We start from the raw sequence: 14,405 nt of genomic DNA on the forward strand, positions 1-14,405 counted from the left end.
CTCACGTCCGGCCAACCAAACGCAACACCGGATCGCCAACCACCCCCAATGCGCGCAGCGCCTCGACAACAGCCCAGGCTCAGCCAGCCCCGTGAGTAGTTACTCCCGCATCGCCGGAGTACGCGGCGGCTTATGCCCACCTCACGCAGCCCAAGATCATGCCCACGACCATGCCCGACGGCTCCGTGCAGATGATGGCGGTAACGCCGCAACTCCCGCCCGACATCCGGCGACCGGCATGGATGCAAGGCGGCCAGCAACAGGCCGGAATCGCACCGGCCGGACAGTCAGCACCGCAGGGCCAGCCCCAGCAGCCCGCCGCGCCCGCACAGGTCCCGGCGGGTGCCGCTGGCCCCGGCTACACCGTCGCGCCGGTGCCCGGCATGCAGAAAGACCCGAAGTTCAACGAAGGCGAAACCAACGCCTACGGCTTCTTCCGCCGCATGCAGGATGCCGAGAAGATCATCCGCAGACTCGAAGACCAGGGCGCGGCGGCACCCGGCATGTGGGATCGGTTCGTCACCATCCTGCCGGGAGCTGTGGAGAACAGCCTCCATACCGAGAAGTACCAGCAGCTTGACCAAGCCCGCCAGGACTTCATCAATGCCCAGCTCCGCAAGGAATCGGGCGCGGCTATCGGCGCGGCGGAATTCGACAATGCCTATCGGCAGTACTTCCCGCAGCCGGGCGACTCCCCGTCGGTGATCGAACAGAAGCGGGCCAACCGCGCCAATGCCATCGACGCGATGATGAAGGCCGGAAAGCCGCTGGTCGACTTCTACGACAAGGGCAAGGGCGGGTCTGCTCCGTCCTCTGGCGGCGTCGAATACGACTGGGACCCCGAAACCAAAACCCTGAAGCTGAGGAAGTGAGCGATGCCCACCGTGAACCTGCCGAACGGCGACCGCATCAACTTCCCCGACGGCACGCCGGAACAGGAAATGACGGCGGCCGTCGGGAGCTTCTACCCGCTGAACAACAGCCGCGAGGTGGAGTTCCCCACCCGTGCCGTAGCTGGGATCAAGATGACCCCGGAGGGACAGGCCGGGTTCTATGAGCACAACTTTGGCAAGGGGAACGTCGTCACCGACCCATCTGGATCCATGTTCATCGTGGATCACGAGCGGAAGCAGGTGTTCCCGGTGAACAAACCGGGGTTGAACCTGAATGACGCGGCTGATGTGTCTGGCATGGCACTCCAGGCCCTTCCCACCTTTGCTGCTGGCACCAACCCGTTGACGGCCGGTGCCGCGGCGGGCTTCGGCAACGTCGTGCGGCAGGGAGCGTCTGCGCTCCTGCCGGGTGACGATCAGATGTCGCTTGGACAGCGCGCGGGAAGCCTCGCTCTCGACTCCGCGCTGGGCGCCGGAACGCAGTTTGGGGCGAACAAGCTGTTCGGGAAGGTGGTGGATGGCGTCCGGCCCAGCAATGTCGCGGCCCGCTACATCGACAAGGCGGAGCAGACGCCTTTTGGTCAGCAGGGCCGGGCGCTGGAAGACCTTGTCGGGGAGCCTTACACGCCGGGGCAGCGGACGGGTTCCCGCACCCTGCTGACGGTGGAGGGCATGTTCCGACGCAACCCGGTGACTGCCGACATCATGGCGCAACACGATACCCACCAGCTTAACCACGCGCTCGGCTTTCTGAACCAGACGTTGGACACAGCATTCGGCCCCGGCGCCGTGGGGGTGGAGAAGGCCGGCGGGTCGGTGCGCGGCGCCTTCGACCTGGCGCTGGGTCGCGCGGTCAACCTGCGCCGAAGCGTGGCGCAGCAGGACTTCAACGTCATCAACCAAGCCACTGGCCTGGAACCCGTCATACCCACCAACAACATCGTGACGGAATTGGACGACCTCATTTCCCGCTTCGACGTGCCGGGCGGCGGTGATGCCACGGCATCCCTCGTTGGCAAGCTGAAGCAGGTCCGATCCAACTTCGAGCCCGAAACCATCGTCAATCCGGACGGCACGCAAACGACCGTGCCCCGCAAGATTTCCGGCGCTCAGCTTGAACGGTTGCTGGAAATCTACGGGGCGGCAGCAGAGGGCACGTCATCCGTGTTCAAGAACATCGACACCGCCCAGCAGCGCATGATCGCCGGCCGGGTGGTGGACGCGCTGAAGCGGGACATGAACGATGTTCTCGACACCGGCGGTCTGCCGGAGGAGGTGGCTGGAGCGTTGCGGCAGGCCCGCGACAACTACAAGGCCAACAGTGAAGCCATCGACACCCTGCGCCAATCGGTGGTGGGGCAAATGCTCGGCGGCCCGATCCGGCCGGCGGATGAGAACATTGCGTCCCGGATCGTCTCGCTTCCCCCGAGCCAGCTCCGCGCCACCATCGACCTTGTCAACGGCATCGACCCGACAGCCGGGCAGCAGCTCAAGCGCGTCGCCTTCGAACAGGCCATGGCGAAGGCCGGCGTTCCGGCGGGCGACGCTCCACCCGTCACGATGCCGGACGGTAGCACGCCGCTGTGGTCGCCGAAGAAGTTCGCCACTGCCATGCGGCAGTCGCCAATCTGGAGCGTGATGGATCAGAACGAGCGCATCACCTTCACCTCGGTGATCCAGCACCTTGACCGTCTGGCCGACCGGGCGGGAACGGATGGCTCCCCGACAGCGCCGCTGCAACAGGCATGGGATCTGGTGAAGGGCGGGGCATCGGGAGCGGTGACGCCGTTCCTCTACGCCTTGGGGGCGCGGCGTCTGGCGCAGGCGATGACCGACCCGGAGGGACAGCGGGCGTTGGTCGCCCTGACCACGACGCAGCCGGGGACGAAGAGCTTTGCGGGAGCGCTGGGCTACTTCGGGGCACTCACCGGAGTTGAGCCGGCATCGGAGGATGTACGGCCGATGCCCGGCTTTGTGCCCGGTCGCGGCGCCATTGTTTCAGGCCCTCGATAAGGCCCCCCAACATGAAAAAGACGGGAGCGCCGTAAACGAGCGCGGCAAGGAATGCTTCGCTTTTGGTGCCCTTTTGGGTGGCTGCGAGCGCGACGATCAACAGCGCCATCGCCACGCCCTTGGGCACGTTGAAGTAACGCTTCAGCCATTCTTTCATCGGCGCGTCCTCCCTCGCTCGCGTGAGTAGAACAACACCGAAACAAACGTCCGTCAACGGGCCGCCCTCTCCGGGCGGCTTTTTCTTTGCCCACTGCGCGCGCTCCAGCGTTGAGCCGTCATCCTGAACAGGAGGACGCCATGCTCTCACGCCGGGACGTGCTGAAGCGCCCATTGGCAAGCGCCTGCCTTGCCGTTGCGCTCCCTCTTCTCTCCGGAGATCGACGCATGAGCCTCCTCCCGACACCGCGGCAATTCGCGGTGGACCAGAACGGCGTACCGCTCGCTGGCGGGCGCCTGTCCTTCTTTCTCACCGGCAGTTCGACCCCGGCGACGGTGTACAGTGATGCGGCCCTGACCACGCCCCACACGCAGCCGGTCATCGCCGACTCGTCCGGCGTCTGGCCCGCGATCTACCTGGGCAGCGATACCTACAAGGTGGAGCTGAAGAACCCCGGCGGTGGAACGGTCTGGACGCAAGACCCGGTGTCCGGATCGGCCGGCGTGCGGGCGATGGACAGCATGACGGCCCTGCGCGCCCTCACGCCCGGACAGGGCGCGGCGTACGGCACTGTGATGCTGCGGGGCTACTCGTCCGTGGGCGACGGCGGGGCGGGACTGTTCGTCTGGGACGCCTCTTCCGCCGCCGCCGATGACGGCGGGACGGTGATCCGGCCGTCCAGCAGCACGGCCGCCGGGCGGTGGCTGCGGGTGAAGGTCGGGCCTGTGTCGGTCAAGTGGTTCGGCGCCAAGGGCGACGGCAGCACGGACGACACGGCGGCGATCCAGGCTGCGCTCAACCGCACCGGCGATGTGCTGTTCCCGCCGGGCGACTATCGGGCGAGTCAAGCTCTGGCGGTACCGAGCAACACTCACGCTCGGGGAGCCGGACGTGGCGCTACGACGGTGACGTTCACCACGGTAACCAGCGACGGCTTCGTGTTCCGTGTCGGGGCCACGCCGTCGTCTATGTCGTCCATCGCCGACATGACGATTGACGCCGCCGTAACCAAGACGGCGGGCGCCGCCGTGTACTTCAACGGCGCCACGGACTGCAACGCCGAAAACCTGAAGATCGGCAACCATGCCATTGGCATGCGGTTCACCGACAGCTTCCTAAACTCCGTTCGGTCCATCACCGTCGCCGCCCTGACCGCCGGAATCGGCATCGGGTTCCTGTTCGATGGCGCCATCGGGCACAACTCTGACCAGTACCTTACCGACTGCTTCGTGGCCGGGGACTTCGACCCCACCAAGGCTCCGGCCGCCGGCTACCGCTTCGAGCAGTCGGGCGGAACGTGGCTGGACACCTGTGGTGCCTTGGCTTGCAACAACGGCGTCGTGCTCGCTCCGCCGTCGGGTAAGGAGGTTGCCCACCTCTTCACAACGCGCTGCGCCATCGATACCTGCCACGGCCACGGGTGGTTGGTGGCTCCGGCGTCTGGTGGTCGGGTCAAGCGCTGCGTGTCAACGGAGGACTGGTCTTGCTCCAGCAAGGGCGGGCACGGCATCTATGCGCAGGCGTCCGGCGGTGACATCCACGCCTATGACTTCATCGGCATGCGGTCGAACGGAAACGCGATGGGCGGGGCCTACGTGCAGGCCGGCGTGGATGTGCGGTTCGACGGCGGGCAATTCCTGGCGAACGGCTCGTCCATCAGCAACATTTACAACGGCATCCACATTGGAGCCGGTGTGTCCTATTTTTCGGTGACCGGCGCCAACTGCGGCGCGTTCCCGGAGTTCGCGAATACCCAGCGCTATGGGGTCTACGTCGAAGACGGCGGGTCCGACCACTATTCGATCATCGGAAACGACCTCACGGCAAACCTCTCGGGTGGCCTGTACGACGGCGGCGCCGGCCGTGACAAGCACGTTCACAGCAACGTCGGCGTGATCGCGGGCTTCCGGCAGAGCGGCGCCGGGCTTGTCGGAGAAGCCGGGCAGGCGCTGAAGGTCGGGATGAAGGCCGCGACGCCGCATCAGGCGGGCAATGTCGGATCGGTCGGCCTAACCGTCGAGGACGGCGGCGGAACGAGTGGCCTGTTCATCGAGAACACCCATGACGGAGCGTTCTCGTCGCAGCGGATCGTCGGCCGGGTGAGCTGGGGCGGCGTCGTCGGAGCGACGAACCGCTTCACGATCGAGCGGGACGGCGCGATCACCAACGGGTCCATCACACTGTTCACGGCCGGCGGTGAATGGGCAAGCGTGTTGCGCTCGTACACGGTCGGGACAGTCCCCAGCCCCGCCGCCGTGGCACAGATGATCTACGTGAGCAACGAGAGCGGCGGCGCGGTCGTCGCCTTCTCGGACGGGTCCAACTGGCGCCGGGTCACTGACCGCGCCGTCATTTCGTGAGGAACACCCCAATGGCACTGACCGACATCACCCGGCCCTATGAGGTGCTGATCCGCTATCGGGAGGACGGCAGCATCGCTGTCCACCGGCAGGAAATCAGGGAAATCCGGGACAACGGCATCACCCTGCCGGGCGGGGCCATCCTGCAGCCGCCGGAGCCGCTGAGCGTCGCCGACCTGAAGGCGCTCGTCGCTTCCCTGCCGGACTGACCGGCCCGCGACTAAACTCCATCCACTCCACCACGGCCGCCGCGAGCGGCCTTTTTTGTGCCCTGGAGAAACCAATGGAAATGCTTGTTTGCGACGCGGAGGCTAAAGGCTCCGCGCGCAATCGCGTGGGTGATTATCGCCTTGTCGAAACCTGTAACTTGGGCTCCGGTCCGCTTGTCCCTGCGGTGGTCACCGCGCGTGACCGTCTGTGCGCCGATGCTATTGCGCGCGGCGTGACGCCGATCTTGTGTGAAGGCTGGGAGTCGCTGGAGGAGCTGAACGCGACCAATCGGGACAGCTGGTTCCCGCTCCTGCCGAAGCCGGCGAGCGCCCCCGCGTTCTGGCTCGGGCTGGTCGACGGGGAAGGGGAGGTGATCGCTACTCACGGCGTGGTGTTGGTCGACTGCTCGTCCGCCAGCTTCGGTGCCCGGCTGGCGGACCTGTCGGCTTTCCATGACCCCGCTGACGTGCCGGCGGACGAATGGGCGTTCTGCGCCAGCGAGGCTGCGCACGACACCCGCGGTGCGGTCGCCTGGATCGTGGCTGGGTGGACCCGCCCGGACTGGCGTGGGCGCGGGCTGTTCCACAACCTGGGCGCTCTCGCCCGTCTCGTGGCCTTGGCGCGCTGGAACCCGCGCTGGATGGTCGGGCTGGTCGACCCGGAGACGGTACCGGTGTGGAGCGGGCGCGGGGCAGGGCGCCGTCGGCTGGAGGAGAGGCCCGGCGTCCTCTACTGCCAGCACGGCATCGGGCGGCTGCCGCTGCACTTTATGCGCTGGAGTCGGCCGGCGGTAGTTTTGGACAATTGACGAAAAGCAGTAAGCCCCACAGATTAAAGTGAGAATTTGGCTTCAATCTGCTAAGTGAAGTGGCTTCGATGAACCACTTCACTATCTTTCATGCATTGTTGGTGCCTTAATATGCTCCCATTTGTCTGAGTGAGGAAATGGCTTCCGCATTTCCTTGTTTCGCGGCTTTGCGGAGCCATTCGACTGAGAGGTCGTGGTTCCGCGGAGTTCCCCATCCGTTGTAATATGCCTTGGCCAGATTAAGTTGTCCTTCTACATCCCCTTGCTCGGCAGACATCTTCAGGAGGTCAAACCCAATTTTCTCGTCGCGAATTACGCCGGCACCTTTTATGTACATAAGGCCGAGATTCGCGCGTGCGCTCGCGTCGCCTTGATCTACTGCTTTCTTGAGCCATTCATAAGCCATTTTAAAGCTTTGGGGTACACCTTGACCAAGTATGTATGCTATTCCAAGCTTTCTCTGCCCACTGGCGTCATCGCGAGCGGCAGAGTTTGTAAAAAGTTCAATGGCCTTTTCGATATCCTTGGGAACACCATCGCCAGTAAAATAAAGAGACCCCAGAACGGACTGGGCCATCGCATTCCCTTTTGCTGACGCTTTTGTGAGCCACTCTGCCGCGGTTTTGCTGTCCTTGGGAACCCCCGCTCCTTCGAAATAGGCGTAACCAATGCGAAAGTAGGCGGAATCCGATCCTTTTGCTGCTGCTTTTCGCCAATAGGAAAGTGCTGTTTGGTGGCTTTGTGTGACTCCCTTTCCGAGTGAATACATGTTTCCAAGGAACAGCATGCCGACTGGATCATCAAGCGCCGCTAATCGCTCCCACAACTCTTTTGCTTTTGAATAGTCTTGTTTTACTCCATTTCCCTGTTCATAATCCATCGCAAGTAGGGCCATTGCGTTTTTGTCGCCCTGATCGATCGCTTTCTGAAACCATTGCGTCGCAATTTCATTATTTTGAGCGCCACCCTTCTCTCGATACGTGACCCCCAATTTGCGCTGGGCCGTCGGATCGCCCTTCTTTGCTAAATCCTCTAAAGATTCAGCGCTGTTGGCGTCTTTTTTTATCTCTCTTGACGCGGATTGAGATTTAGGTGTTTCGATAAAGTCCTCAGGAGATATCAAAATTTGTACGCTTAGGTTGTCTCCATGTAAGCGAATTGGTGCTTTTAAATGCTTGCACTTTCGAAACGTGTATATGAGAGATTGACCAACCGACCGGTATACTGGGTCAGCCATTGCGGACCGATCAACGAGTGACATTCCGGAAAAATCTCCGGCTTCGTTGAACATGAGATTTACCGGAATAGATTTGCCTCCAAGTTTTGCGAGCTCATCTGCGCTCCAACAGGAAGCTATTCCATACTTCAAATAGTTCAGCTCTGATGGGGTGAGTGCGGGCGCTGACGTCTGTGCAATGGCACAGTCACCCGAGATTGCAACGGCTGCGGCAACCATGAATGCACGTCTCAATAGCAACGATCTGCTCCGTAGCAGTGCGGAAAGGTTGTGGAGATTATCTAGTTCGCCGTTTATCAGATCAAGCGTGATCGAGCGCTTACGTATGATGCATATCCTGCACGCCGCGCATGGATTCTGATGTGTTGCGATCGTATGTTCAAGCCCTCACGGGCTTCAATGAAGTGAATGAACTGCGATGGCCGACAGCACCGCGCGCCGGCCGCGATCTTCCCAGCCGAACAGCGCCTGGGTGTAGACGAAGGGCCGGCCAAGCCCGGTGACGGCGATTCTGTTGAATAGCGCCTCACCACCGCCGATGGCTTCGGCGTACTCCAGCCCGATCCGGTGCGCGAACTCGCTGTGCGGGTCCACCTCCTCCGGCTGGCCGATGACGGAGCGGCCCCACGCGCCCCCCATGACGCTGAGCGTCGGCGTGCCGATGTAGCGGAAGCGCAAAGGATCGGACGGGCCTTCGCTGGCGAGGAAGGTGCAGCGGTCCAGTAGGCCGCCGTCCTTCAGGTAGGCGAAGACGGACGGGTTCAGGGAGCGTTGCCGGCGGCATTCGGTGATGATGTCCTGTTGCCAATCGGCCGCGCTGGTCATGGCGAGGCGACGCGCCTCGATGTCGAGGGAAGCGGGGCGCGCGGCGCCCCGGTCCTGTATCGGGAAGGTGATGACGGACATTTACGCGGCCTCCTTCCGGTAGGCTTCGACCATGGCGGCGAACATCAAGCGAGCCTGCTCCGTGTCGATGCCAGCGGCGGCGGCCCCGGCCTGGACCATGCCGTCGGTCGGGGTGTCGGGGATGGCGAGTGGCTTGGGCGACGCGCCGTCGAAAGCGGCGATGGTATCCATAAACGGGTCGGGCTGGCCGGTGCCCATGGCGGCATCCACCTCCGCCAGATCGGCGGCGAGCTGGTCGCGGTAACGGCCCAGCGTGTTGTCCAGGCGACCGATTGCGATCTGCGCGCTGTGGGCCTTCTCCTGAACGACCATCAGGGTAAGGCGCTCGAAAAGGCGCTCCCGCTCGTCGTCCGGAAGAGCGGCCACATTGTCCAGAAACGTGGCCTCCCTTGCGGACAGGTCGGCTCGCGTCGTGGACGTGCACCTCTGCGTCCAGCGCTCCCGCTGTTCGGTGCTGGCGTACTTCAGGAACGTGGCCTCCAGGCGCTCCCACTCGGCCGCCATCTTCCAATCCCTCATGCGCCCGTCGGTTTCGGCCTCCAGCGCGCGCACGGCGCCGGCCAGAGCGTCCATGGTGGCGGTGGCGACGGAACGGGCCGTCTGGTCCGGAAGCTGCTCCGCCGCGCTCATGGCGGTTTGCAACGCCAGCGTACACGGGGCGCCCGGCGTCCGGATGTCCGGGATCCCGTCCGGCATGATGGACAGGATGTCCGCCACCTTCACCAGAATGCCAAGAAGCCCGACCGGAGCGCTGGACGTGACGACCTTTAGAAGCGTGTCGTGCTCCTCCTCCATCTCGTCGGTGCAGGTGCCCGCGTTCATCAGCCCGTCGATTTCGCGCATGCGCAGGAAGGCGCGCGCAAGGTCCGTGTCGTCACCGGGCGCGACAGCTTGCCCCGGCAGTCGGGACAGAAGCGCGGCGACGTTGCGCAAGGCGGTGGAGTCGTGCGGCCCCGTGCCGCCGTCAATGCCATCGTCGGGATCCGAAAGCCTTTCCAGGATCACCCGTGCGTCGGCAATCGTCTGCGGCGGGGTGGTGAGGATGGCGACCACAAGGCGGGAGCATTCCGCCGCAATGCGGTCTTCGTCCTGCCGGCTGGCGTTCTCGGCCTCCTTCCACTTCCGCCGGATCAGGTCGGCGGCTTCGTGGAAGGTCATGCCGATGGGCGGGATTACGGTGGACCCGCCTTCGGCCTGCTCGAACGCGGCGCGGCCGGCCTTCATCACCTGATAGACCGTGTTCCACGCCCCATTCAGGAGCTTCAGCTTCACGTCGTCGGGGAGTTCGGCAGCCGCGATGTCCATGTCCACGTTGGCGCTGATGTATTCGATTGCCGCGAGGGCTTCCGTCAGCGTGGCCGGCGCGGGGGCCGCTTCCGCAGCGGCGCGGAACCGCTCGCAAATGCCGTCGTATTCCTCCGAAGGCTCGCCTTCGCCCGTGATCGCGTCGGAACCAAACTTGGAGAGATGATCGCGTTCCGCCATCCGGCAGGCGTCGAAGGCAGCTGCGAACGGCGCCGTCGTATCGAACAGGATGCGGCGCAGCGTGTCGTGGTTCTGCTGAGCGATGGCGGCACGGAAGGCGTCTTCGCTGTGCAGGCGCAGCGCGTCCAGGGCCGGGAACACGCGCAGCGCATCCCACACCATGCTTTCCTGCATCTTATCGCTGAGCGCGTCGAAGCTTTCGATGTCCTGCGGCGGGTCGATGCCGTTCGGGTTTCCGGCCGGTTCCCCGGCATCCTGTTGGCGCCGCAGATACGCCTTGATCGCCATGCCAAGCGCGCCGCTGGCCGGGGTCGCGGCGATGGCCTTGATGAAGGCGCAGTCGCGGGCAATCAGCGCTTCATAGCCCGCGTCCCCATCAGGGGCAGTCAGCCCGACCTTGTGCATTTCGGCCTTGTTCTCGACCATCTGGCGGAACAGGTCGAGAATGGCTTCGTCTCCCGCTCTTCCCGCCGGTCTGGGGGATGCGATATGATCGTGTTCAGTCTGCATCTTATTGTCCCTGGTGCGGATTGATGCTTGGGCGGCGGCAACCGCCCGGCGAATGGGCGCCCGGCCTCGGCAAAGGTCGGGCGTTCGTCTTATGCGGCGCCCTCATCGTCGGCTTCCCGCTCCACCTCGTCCGTCGGAGCACCGCTGCCGTTCTCCCTCAAAGCGCCCCGGATCAGGGACACGATGTCGCCCAGCGCGTCACGGATCGGGGTGGGGGTGGAGTGCAGGGCCTTCCGGTCGGAGAGGATGGCGTCCAGGCGGTCGGCGACGTTGCCCAGCAGAAGCGCGTAGCGCTCCGCGGTGGAAGCGGGGGCAACGGTGGTCATGGGCTGAACCTCTTCCGCGAACGGCGCGTCGTGATTGATGCCGGCCTCGGTCAAGGCGTTCTCCAGGTCGATGACGTGCGGGTTGGCGGCGCCATCGCGGTCCCGCAGAACTTTCGTGATGGTGGCGAGCTGGCGCAGGACCAGCGGCATCGCGGCGATCATGCCGGCGAGTTCGGCACGGCGCGGGCCGGTGGTGGTGACGGACCCGAAGCCGTCGAAGCTGACGACGGCGTGGTCGCCTTTGTGGATCGTGACAGGGCGGGGCGGAATGGCTCCTAGCGGCGTGGTGGTAGGGAACATGGCGGTCATTGAGTTTTGTCCCTCATAGGCGTTGCGCTGTCGCTTTCGATAGGTACAATGTACCGACGAAAGGGTTACCCCGTCAATACGCAATCGCCATCAACCGATACAGGGTACTAATTTATGATTACGGGCGACCAAATCCGTATGGCTCGGGCCGCGCTCCAATGGGGCGTTAGGGAACTCGCCAAGGCGGCGGGAGTGACGCCCAATACGGTCAGCAGGATCGAGAGTGGCGGCGATGCTTTGGCGGGCACACTCGGAAAGCTACGCTCGGCACTAGAGTCAGCCGGCGTCGAGTTCATTCCCGCCGGTCATTACCAAGGTAACGGCGGGCCGGGTGTGCGGATGAAAGCGCCGCAGGACTGACAAGCCCAGAGTGGCAATCACCGATGGTCCGGTGGTGGCAATCGCCGATGCCACCCCTCGTTTGCCCCACGGGCCACCTCCCGCCCCATTCGGCTATGCCCCTAGGACGGACGGGTGTGCCGGTGGCGCCTGACTGGTGGAACCGCACCATTCCGCGCATCGGCGATTGCCACCAGCCGCTCCTGCCGACCTGCGGCACGACGACGCCCCAAGCGGCGTATTGTAGGGCATGGACTCCCCCAGATTACCCCTGCACACTCGCCCCGGTGGCGCATGGCTGCGCCTATACACACTCCGGGATGCGTGGGGCTTAAATGAGGATTATCGCCGCGGTGCTGGCCGCTATGACGTTGACGGCCTGCTATTCGCCATTCGGCAACCCCGCCGTCCAGCAGCAAGGGCGAAGCTGGGTGCGGCAGTCATGGGCGACCATGCCCGTCGAAGCGGCTATCGCGCAGTGCAACTACGAGGTTCCGGCCATGGTCCAGCAGCGCATGCAGCGCGGCGATGGCCCCCTCATGGAAATGGCCTACCGCAATCAGGCGGCAGCGCAGTGCATGGCGGCGAAGGGTTACCAGTGATCCGATGCGAGGCTACCGCGCTCGCGTAGTCGAGGTGAAGGAGGGGTGAGGGGGCGCGGCTAGTCCGCGCCTTTCCCTTTTTACGGAAATGCGCCGCGCCTAGCGGCGCCTGATCGTCGGCGCAGGTTTTTAGAAAAATCTCACGATAATCAATGCGGTCGGCCCAATCATGCCGGGCCAACATATTGCCGCGACTCGGCCTCATTGCATCCATGCTGTGGATAAAACTGTGTGTAACATTGTGGATTGTAGGTTCGCGTGTTGCGCAGAGTTGCTATACCAAACTGATATTTAGGTATCGCCAGGGGTAGGTTATCCACCACAACGGGCGTTTATCCACAGGCATAGCGTTTGTTTTTTTGCCGATCCATCTACGTGTTATTGGAAAATGCATTGGCCTTTTGTCACGCTCTCGCGGCGTGTATGATAGACCTTACATGCAGCACATATGGCGCGACGCGCCGCCTTGCGTTCGGCTCCGTCGTCGCAGGGTCGAGAAGCTTAGGAAGTGCAACGGCGGGGGTTCTTGCCTGAACGCCCCGCCGTCTAAAGCCGCTCCGGCCTTGTGCGAGGCCGGGCAAACCATGAACTTGCATGAATGGAGTAGCAGCTCATGAGTGGGTTCGACCTTACCACAGTAGACTTTCACGGCGCTAGGCTCGTCGCGATCAAGGGCGAGACTGACGCAACCACGTTGGTGGCGATGAAGCCCGTATCCGAGGGGATGCGCCTCAATTGGGATAGCCAGCGGAAAAAGTTGGTCGGTCATCCAGTGCTCAGCGTCTGCACGGTGAATTTGACCGTTCAGATGCCCGGTGACGACCAAGCCAGAGAGTGGGTGTTCCTCCCCCTCAACCGCCTGAACTTCTGGCTGGCAACGATCCACCCGAACAAGGTTCCGGATGCCGAAACCCGGATAAAGATCATCGAGTATCAGACGGAGTGTGCCGACGCCCTGTACGAGCACTTCTTCGCCAAGGCCATGCGGGCGGCCAAGGCCCGGCGCGTTGTCAACGATAGGCGCGCGGAGGAAGCGCATCTGCTGAACAAGATGCGGGGGGTACAGGGCTTTGCCGGTGAACTGCGCCGCTGTTGCGGGCAGAGGTACGCGGCGGCTGTATTCCCTCAGCTTTTAGGTAAGCTTGGCTTGCAAGTTCCGGACCTGACACCTGAGCCAATGCGGCAGGGCGAGATTTTCGGTGGCGCTGGAGACTTCCCCGAACCCGCCGACAAGCGACCGAACTGATTGGTAGGTAAGGGCGCCTTCGGGCGCCCTTCGCATTTCTGCGATGCGGTTTAGTGCCTCCATCGCCTATTGCTCTTGTTAAGTTCTCATAAAGACATCGCAACCATGACCAGCCATGGCGCGCCTCTCTCTTATCCTCCAGTTAGGCCAGGATGTTATGTACCTTGCGAGATAAAACTAAAAATCTCCTTTGATGGGTGAAACCACTCACCTGAATGCCTGTGCTTTGCAAATTTGCTATGAAGGGCTGCCTCAAGCATTCTTCCACCGTTAGGTATTATATGCAGCATCTTAATGTAAGACGAATTTTGACGATTTATTTCTTTCCTTCTTCTATATGGCTCTGAAGAAACGCCAATTTTTATGAGATTAGTTTTATTGCATTGCATAAAATAGACGTGTCTTCCGCTTCTGCTGTAATAAAGAATGGGGTATCCTCCGTTGTTGCTGACCAGATGTGGCTCTATTTTTTTCCATGCACTCGTAATTCTATTTTGTTGATCAGAAATAATCCTATTAGCAAAGTTGTGTGATATGGATTTTGTTGAGAATTCAGGTATATATCCGGCGACACTGCCGTCGTACAAGAAGCGCCCAGTGAATACGGCGCATCTTACAACCCGGTAGTCGTCGGCCTTCTGGCTCATATCCGATAAAGTCTCATTGCTTCCGCCAATATGTATGTAATTTCTTATAAACCACTTCAGAATTGGTATGTGGTTATAAATTATGTTCTCTTCTCTGTATATATATCTGTATTTTTGGCCGTTATCGTTGATCCAGTACTGGACAGCAAGAACTGCATGCTCTCCATAAGTGGCTCGATTTAGCGAAGCTATCAAACGTTCCGTAGCTCTGTTCATAATGCGGCGCCCGGCATGATCAATGCGGAGGTTGCCTTAGAGTCCGTTTGACAACCTGTTCAGTGGCAGACACGCCGGAGTAGCAGGCTTGCCATGGCGAGTTGTATCATGCCGCTGGAGACGTCGATCCGGGCTTCATAG

At 62.2% G+C, this 14,405-nt stretch carries 13 protein-coding genes; 8 read left to right on the top strand and 5 right to left on the bottom strand.

The genetic code is table 11. The features are described 5' to 3' along the window. Nucleotides 1–158 precede the first annotated feature (158 nt). From ACSVC7_RS31825 to ACSVC7_RS31845, 5 genes are all read left to right on the top strand, one after another. Nucleotides 159–872 (top strand): hypothetical protein, encoded by a 714-nt coding sequence (locus tag ACSVC7_RS31825; RefSeq protein ID WP_448208586.1) that lies wholly within the window; start codon nucleotides 159–161, stop codon nucleotides 870–872. A 3-nt stretch (nucleotides 873–875) separates the two neighbouring features. Next, nucleotides 876–2,906 carry a hypothetical protein gene (locus ACSVC7_RS31830; RefSeq protein WP_448208585.1) on the top strand — a complete coding sequence of 677 codons (2,031 nt, stop codon included), beginning with the start codon at nucleotides 876–878 and terminating at the stop codon, nucleotides 2,904–2,906. 384 nt (nucleotides 2,907–3,290) lie between these two features. Continuing rightward, the gene (locus ACSVC7_RS31835; protein WP_448208584.1) at nucleotides 3,291–5,423 is read left to right on the top strand and encodes a putative phage tail protein; all 2,133 of its coding nucleotides are present in this window, start codon (nucleotides 3,291–3,293) and stop codon (nucleotides 5,421–5,423) included. Between the two features lie 11 nt (nucleotides 5,424–5,434). After that, nucleotides 5,435–5,632, top strand: a complete 198-nt coding sequence (locus tag ACSVC7_RS31840) for a hypothetical protein (RefSeq protein WP_448208583.1) — start codon at nucleotides 5,435–5,437, stop codon at nucleotides 5,630–5,632. A gap of 233 nt (nucleotides 5,633–5,865) precedes the next feature. Further along, nucleotides 5,866–6,441 (top strand): GNAT family N-acetyltransferase, encoded by a 576-nt coding sequence (locus ACSVC7_RS31845; protein WP_483509107.1) that lies wholly within the window; start codon nucleotides 5,866–5,868, stop codon nucleotides 6,439–6,441. A 106-nt stretch (nucleotides 6,442–6,547) separates the two neighbouring features. On the opposite strand, the gene ACSVC7_RS31850 is transcribed toward ACSVC7_RS31845, so the two are convergent. From ACSVC7_RS31850 to ACSVC7_RS31865, 4 genes are all read right to left on the bottom strand, one after another. After that, entirely contained in the window at nucleotides 6,548–7,897 is a 1,350-nt protein-coding gene (locus tag ACSVC7_RS31850) for a tetratricopeptide repeat protein (RefSeq protein ID WP_448208581.1), read from the bottom strand. Nucleotides 7,898–8,074: 177 nt separating this feature from the next. Beyond that, nucleotides 8,075–8,584: a hypothetical protein gene (locus ACSVC7_RS31855; protein WP_448208580.1), complete on the bottom strand. Its 510-nt coding sequence runs from the start codon at nucleotides 8,582–8,584 to the stop codon at nucleotides 8,075–8,077. After that, nucleotides 8,585–10,579, bottom strand: a complete 1,995-nt coding sequence (locus tag ACSVC7_RS31860) for a hypothetical protein (RefSeq protein ID WP_448208579.1) — start codon at nucleotides 10,577–10,579, stop codon at nucleotides 8,585–8,587. A gap of 89 nt (nucleotides 10,580–10,668) precedes the next feature. Continuing rightward, nucleotides 10,669–11,214 carry a hypothetical protein gene (locus tag ACSVC7_RS31865; RefSeq protein WP_448208578.1) on the bottom strand — a complete coding sequence of 182 codons (546 nt, stop codon included), beginning with the start codon at nucleotides 11,212–11,214 and terminating at the stop codon, nucleotides 10,669–10,671. 114 nt (nucleotides 11,215–11,328) lie between these two features. Here ACSVC7_RS31865 and ACSVC7_RS31870 point away from each other — a divergent pair, with 114 nt between their 5' ends. From ACSVC7_RS31870 to ACSVC7_RS31880, 3 genes are all read left to right on the top strand, one after another. Next, on the top strand, nucleotides 11,329–11,574 hold the full coding sequence (locus tag ACSVC7_RS31870) for a helix-turn-helix domain-containing protein (RefSeq protein ID WP_448208577.1): 246 nt from the start codon (nucleotides 11,329–11,331) through the stop codon (nucleotides 11,572–11,574). 314 nt (nucleotides 11,575–11,888) lie between these two features. Further along, entirely contained in the window at nucleotides 11,889–12,155 is a 267-nt protein-coding gene (locus ACSVC7_RS31875) for a hypothetical protein (RefSeq protein ID WP_448208576.1), read from the top strand. A 613-nt stretch (nucleotides 12,156–12,768) separates the two neighbouring features. Further along, entirely contained in the window at nucleotides 12,769–13,401 is a 633-nt protein-coding gene (locus tag ACSVC7_RS31880) for a phage antirepressor N-terminal domain-containing protein (RefSeq protein ID WP_448208575.1), read from the top strand. A 155-nt stretch (nucleotides 13,402–13,556) separates the two neighbouring features. Here the strand turns inward: ACSVC7_RS31880 and ACSVC7_RS31885 are convergent, their stop codons facing one another. Further along, nucleotides 13,557–14,048: a GIY-YIG nuclease family protein gene (locus ACSVC7_RS31885; protein WP_448208574.1), complete on the bottom strand. Its 492-nt coding sequence runs from the start codon at nucleotides 14,046–14,048 to the stop codon at nucleotides 13,557–13,559. Nucleotides 14,049–14,405 lie beyond the last annotated feature (357 nt).

The organism is Azospirillum mesophilum, from assembly GCF_053470405.2.

What these genes read in the sequence shown, in the direction of transcription:
- ACSVC7_RS31880 (WP_448208575.1), top strand. Translation starts at nt 12,769, where the DNA reads ATGAGTGGGTTCGACCTTACCACAGTAGACTTTCACGGCGCTAGGCTC.
- ACSVC7_RS31875 (WP_448208576.1), top strand. Translation starts at nt 11,889, where the DNA reads ATGAGGATTATCGCCGCGGTGCTGGCCGCTATGACGTTGACGGCCTGC.
- ACSVC7_RS31840 (WP_448208583.1), top strand. Translation starts at nt 5,435, where the DNA reads ATGGCACTGACCGACATCACCCGGCCCTATGAGGTGCTGATCCGCTAT.
- ACSVC7_RS31850 (WP_448208581.1), bottom strand. Translation starts at nt 7,897, where the DNA reads ATGGTTGCCGCAGCCGTTGCAATCTCGGGTGACTGTGCCATTGCACAG.
- ACSVC7_RS31860 (WP_448208579.1), bottom strand. Translation starts at nt 10,579, where the DNA reads ATGCAGACTGAACACGATCATATCGCATCCCCCAGACCGGCGGGAAGA.
- ACSVC7_RS31885 (WP_448208574.1), bottom strand. Translation starts at nt 14,048, where the DNA reads ATGAGCCAGAAGGCCGACGACTACCGGGTTGTAAGATGCGCCGTATTC.
- ACSVC7_RS31835 (WP_448208584.1), top strand. Translation starts at nt 3,291, where the DNA reads ATGAGCCTCCTCCCGACACCGCGGCAATTCGCGGTGGACCAGAACGGC.
- ACSVC7_RS31825 (WP_448208586.1), top strand. Translation starts at nt 159, where the DNA reads ATGCCCACGACCATGCCCGACGGCTCCGTGCAGATGATGGCGGTAACG.
- ACSVC7_RS31830 (WP_448208585.1), top strand. Translation starts at nt 876, where the DNA reads ATGCCCACCGTGAACCTGCCGAACGGCGACCGCATCAACTTCCCCGAC.
- ACSVC7_RS31870 (WP_448208577.1), top strand. Translation starts at nt 11,329, where the DNA reads ATGATTACGGGCGACCAAATCCGTATGGCTCGGGCCGCGCTCCAATGG.
- ACSVC7_RS31865 (WP_448208578.1), bottom strand. Translation starts at nt 11,214, where the DNA reads ATGACCGCCATGTTCCCTACCACCACGCCGCTAGGAGCCATTCCGCCC.
- ACSVC7_RS31855 (WP_448208580.1), bottom strand. Translation starts at nt 8,584, where the DNA reads ATGTCCGTCATCACCTTCCCGATACAGGACCGGGGCGCCGCGCGCCCC.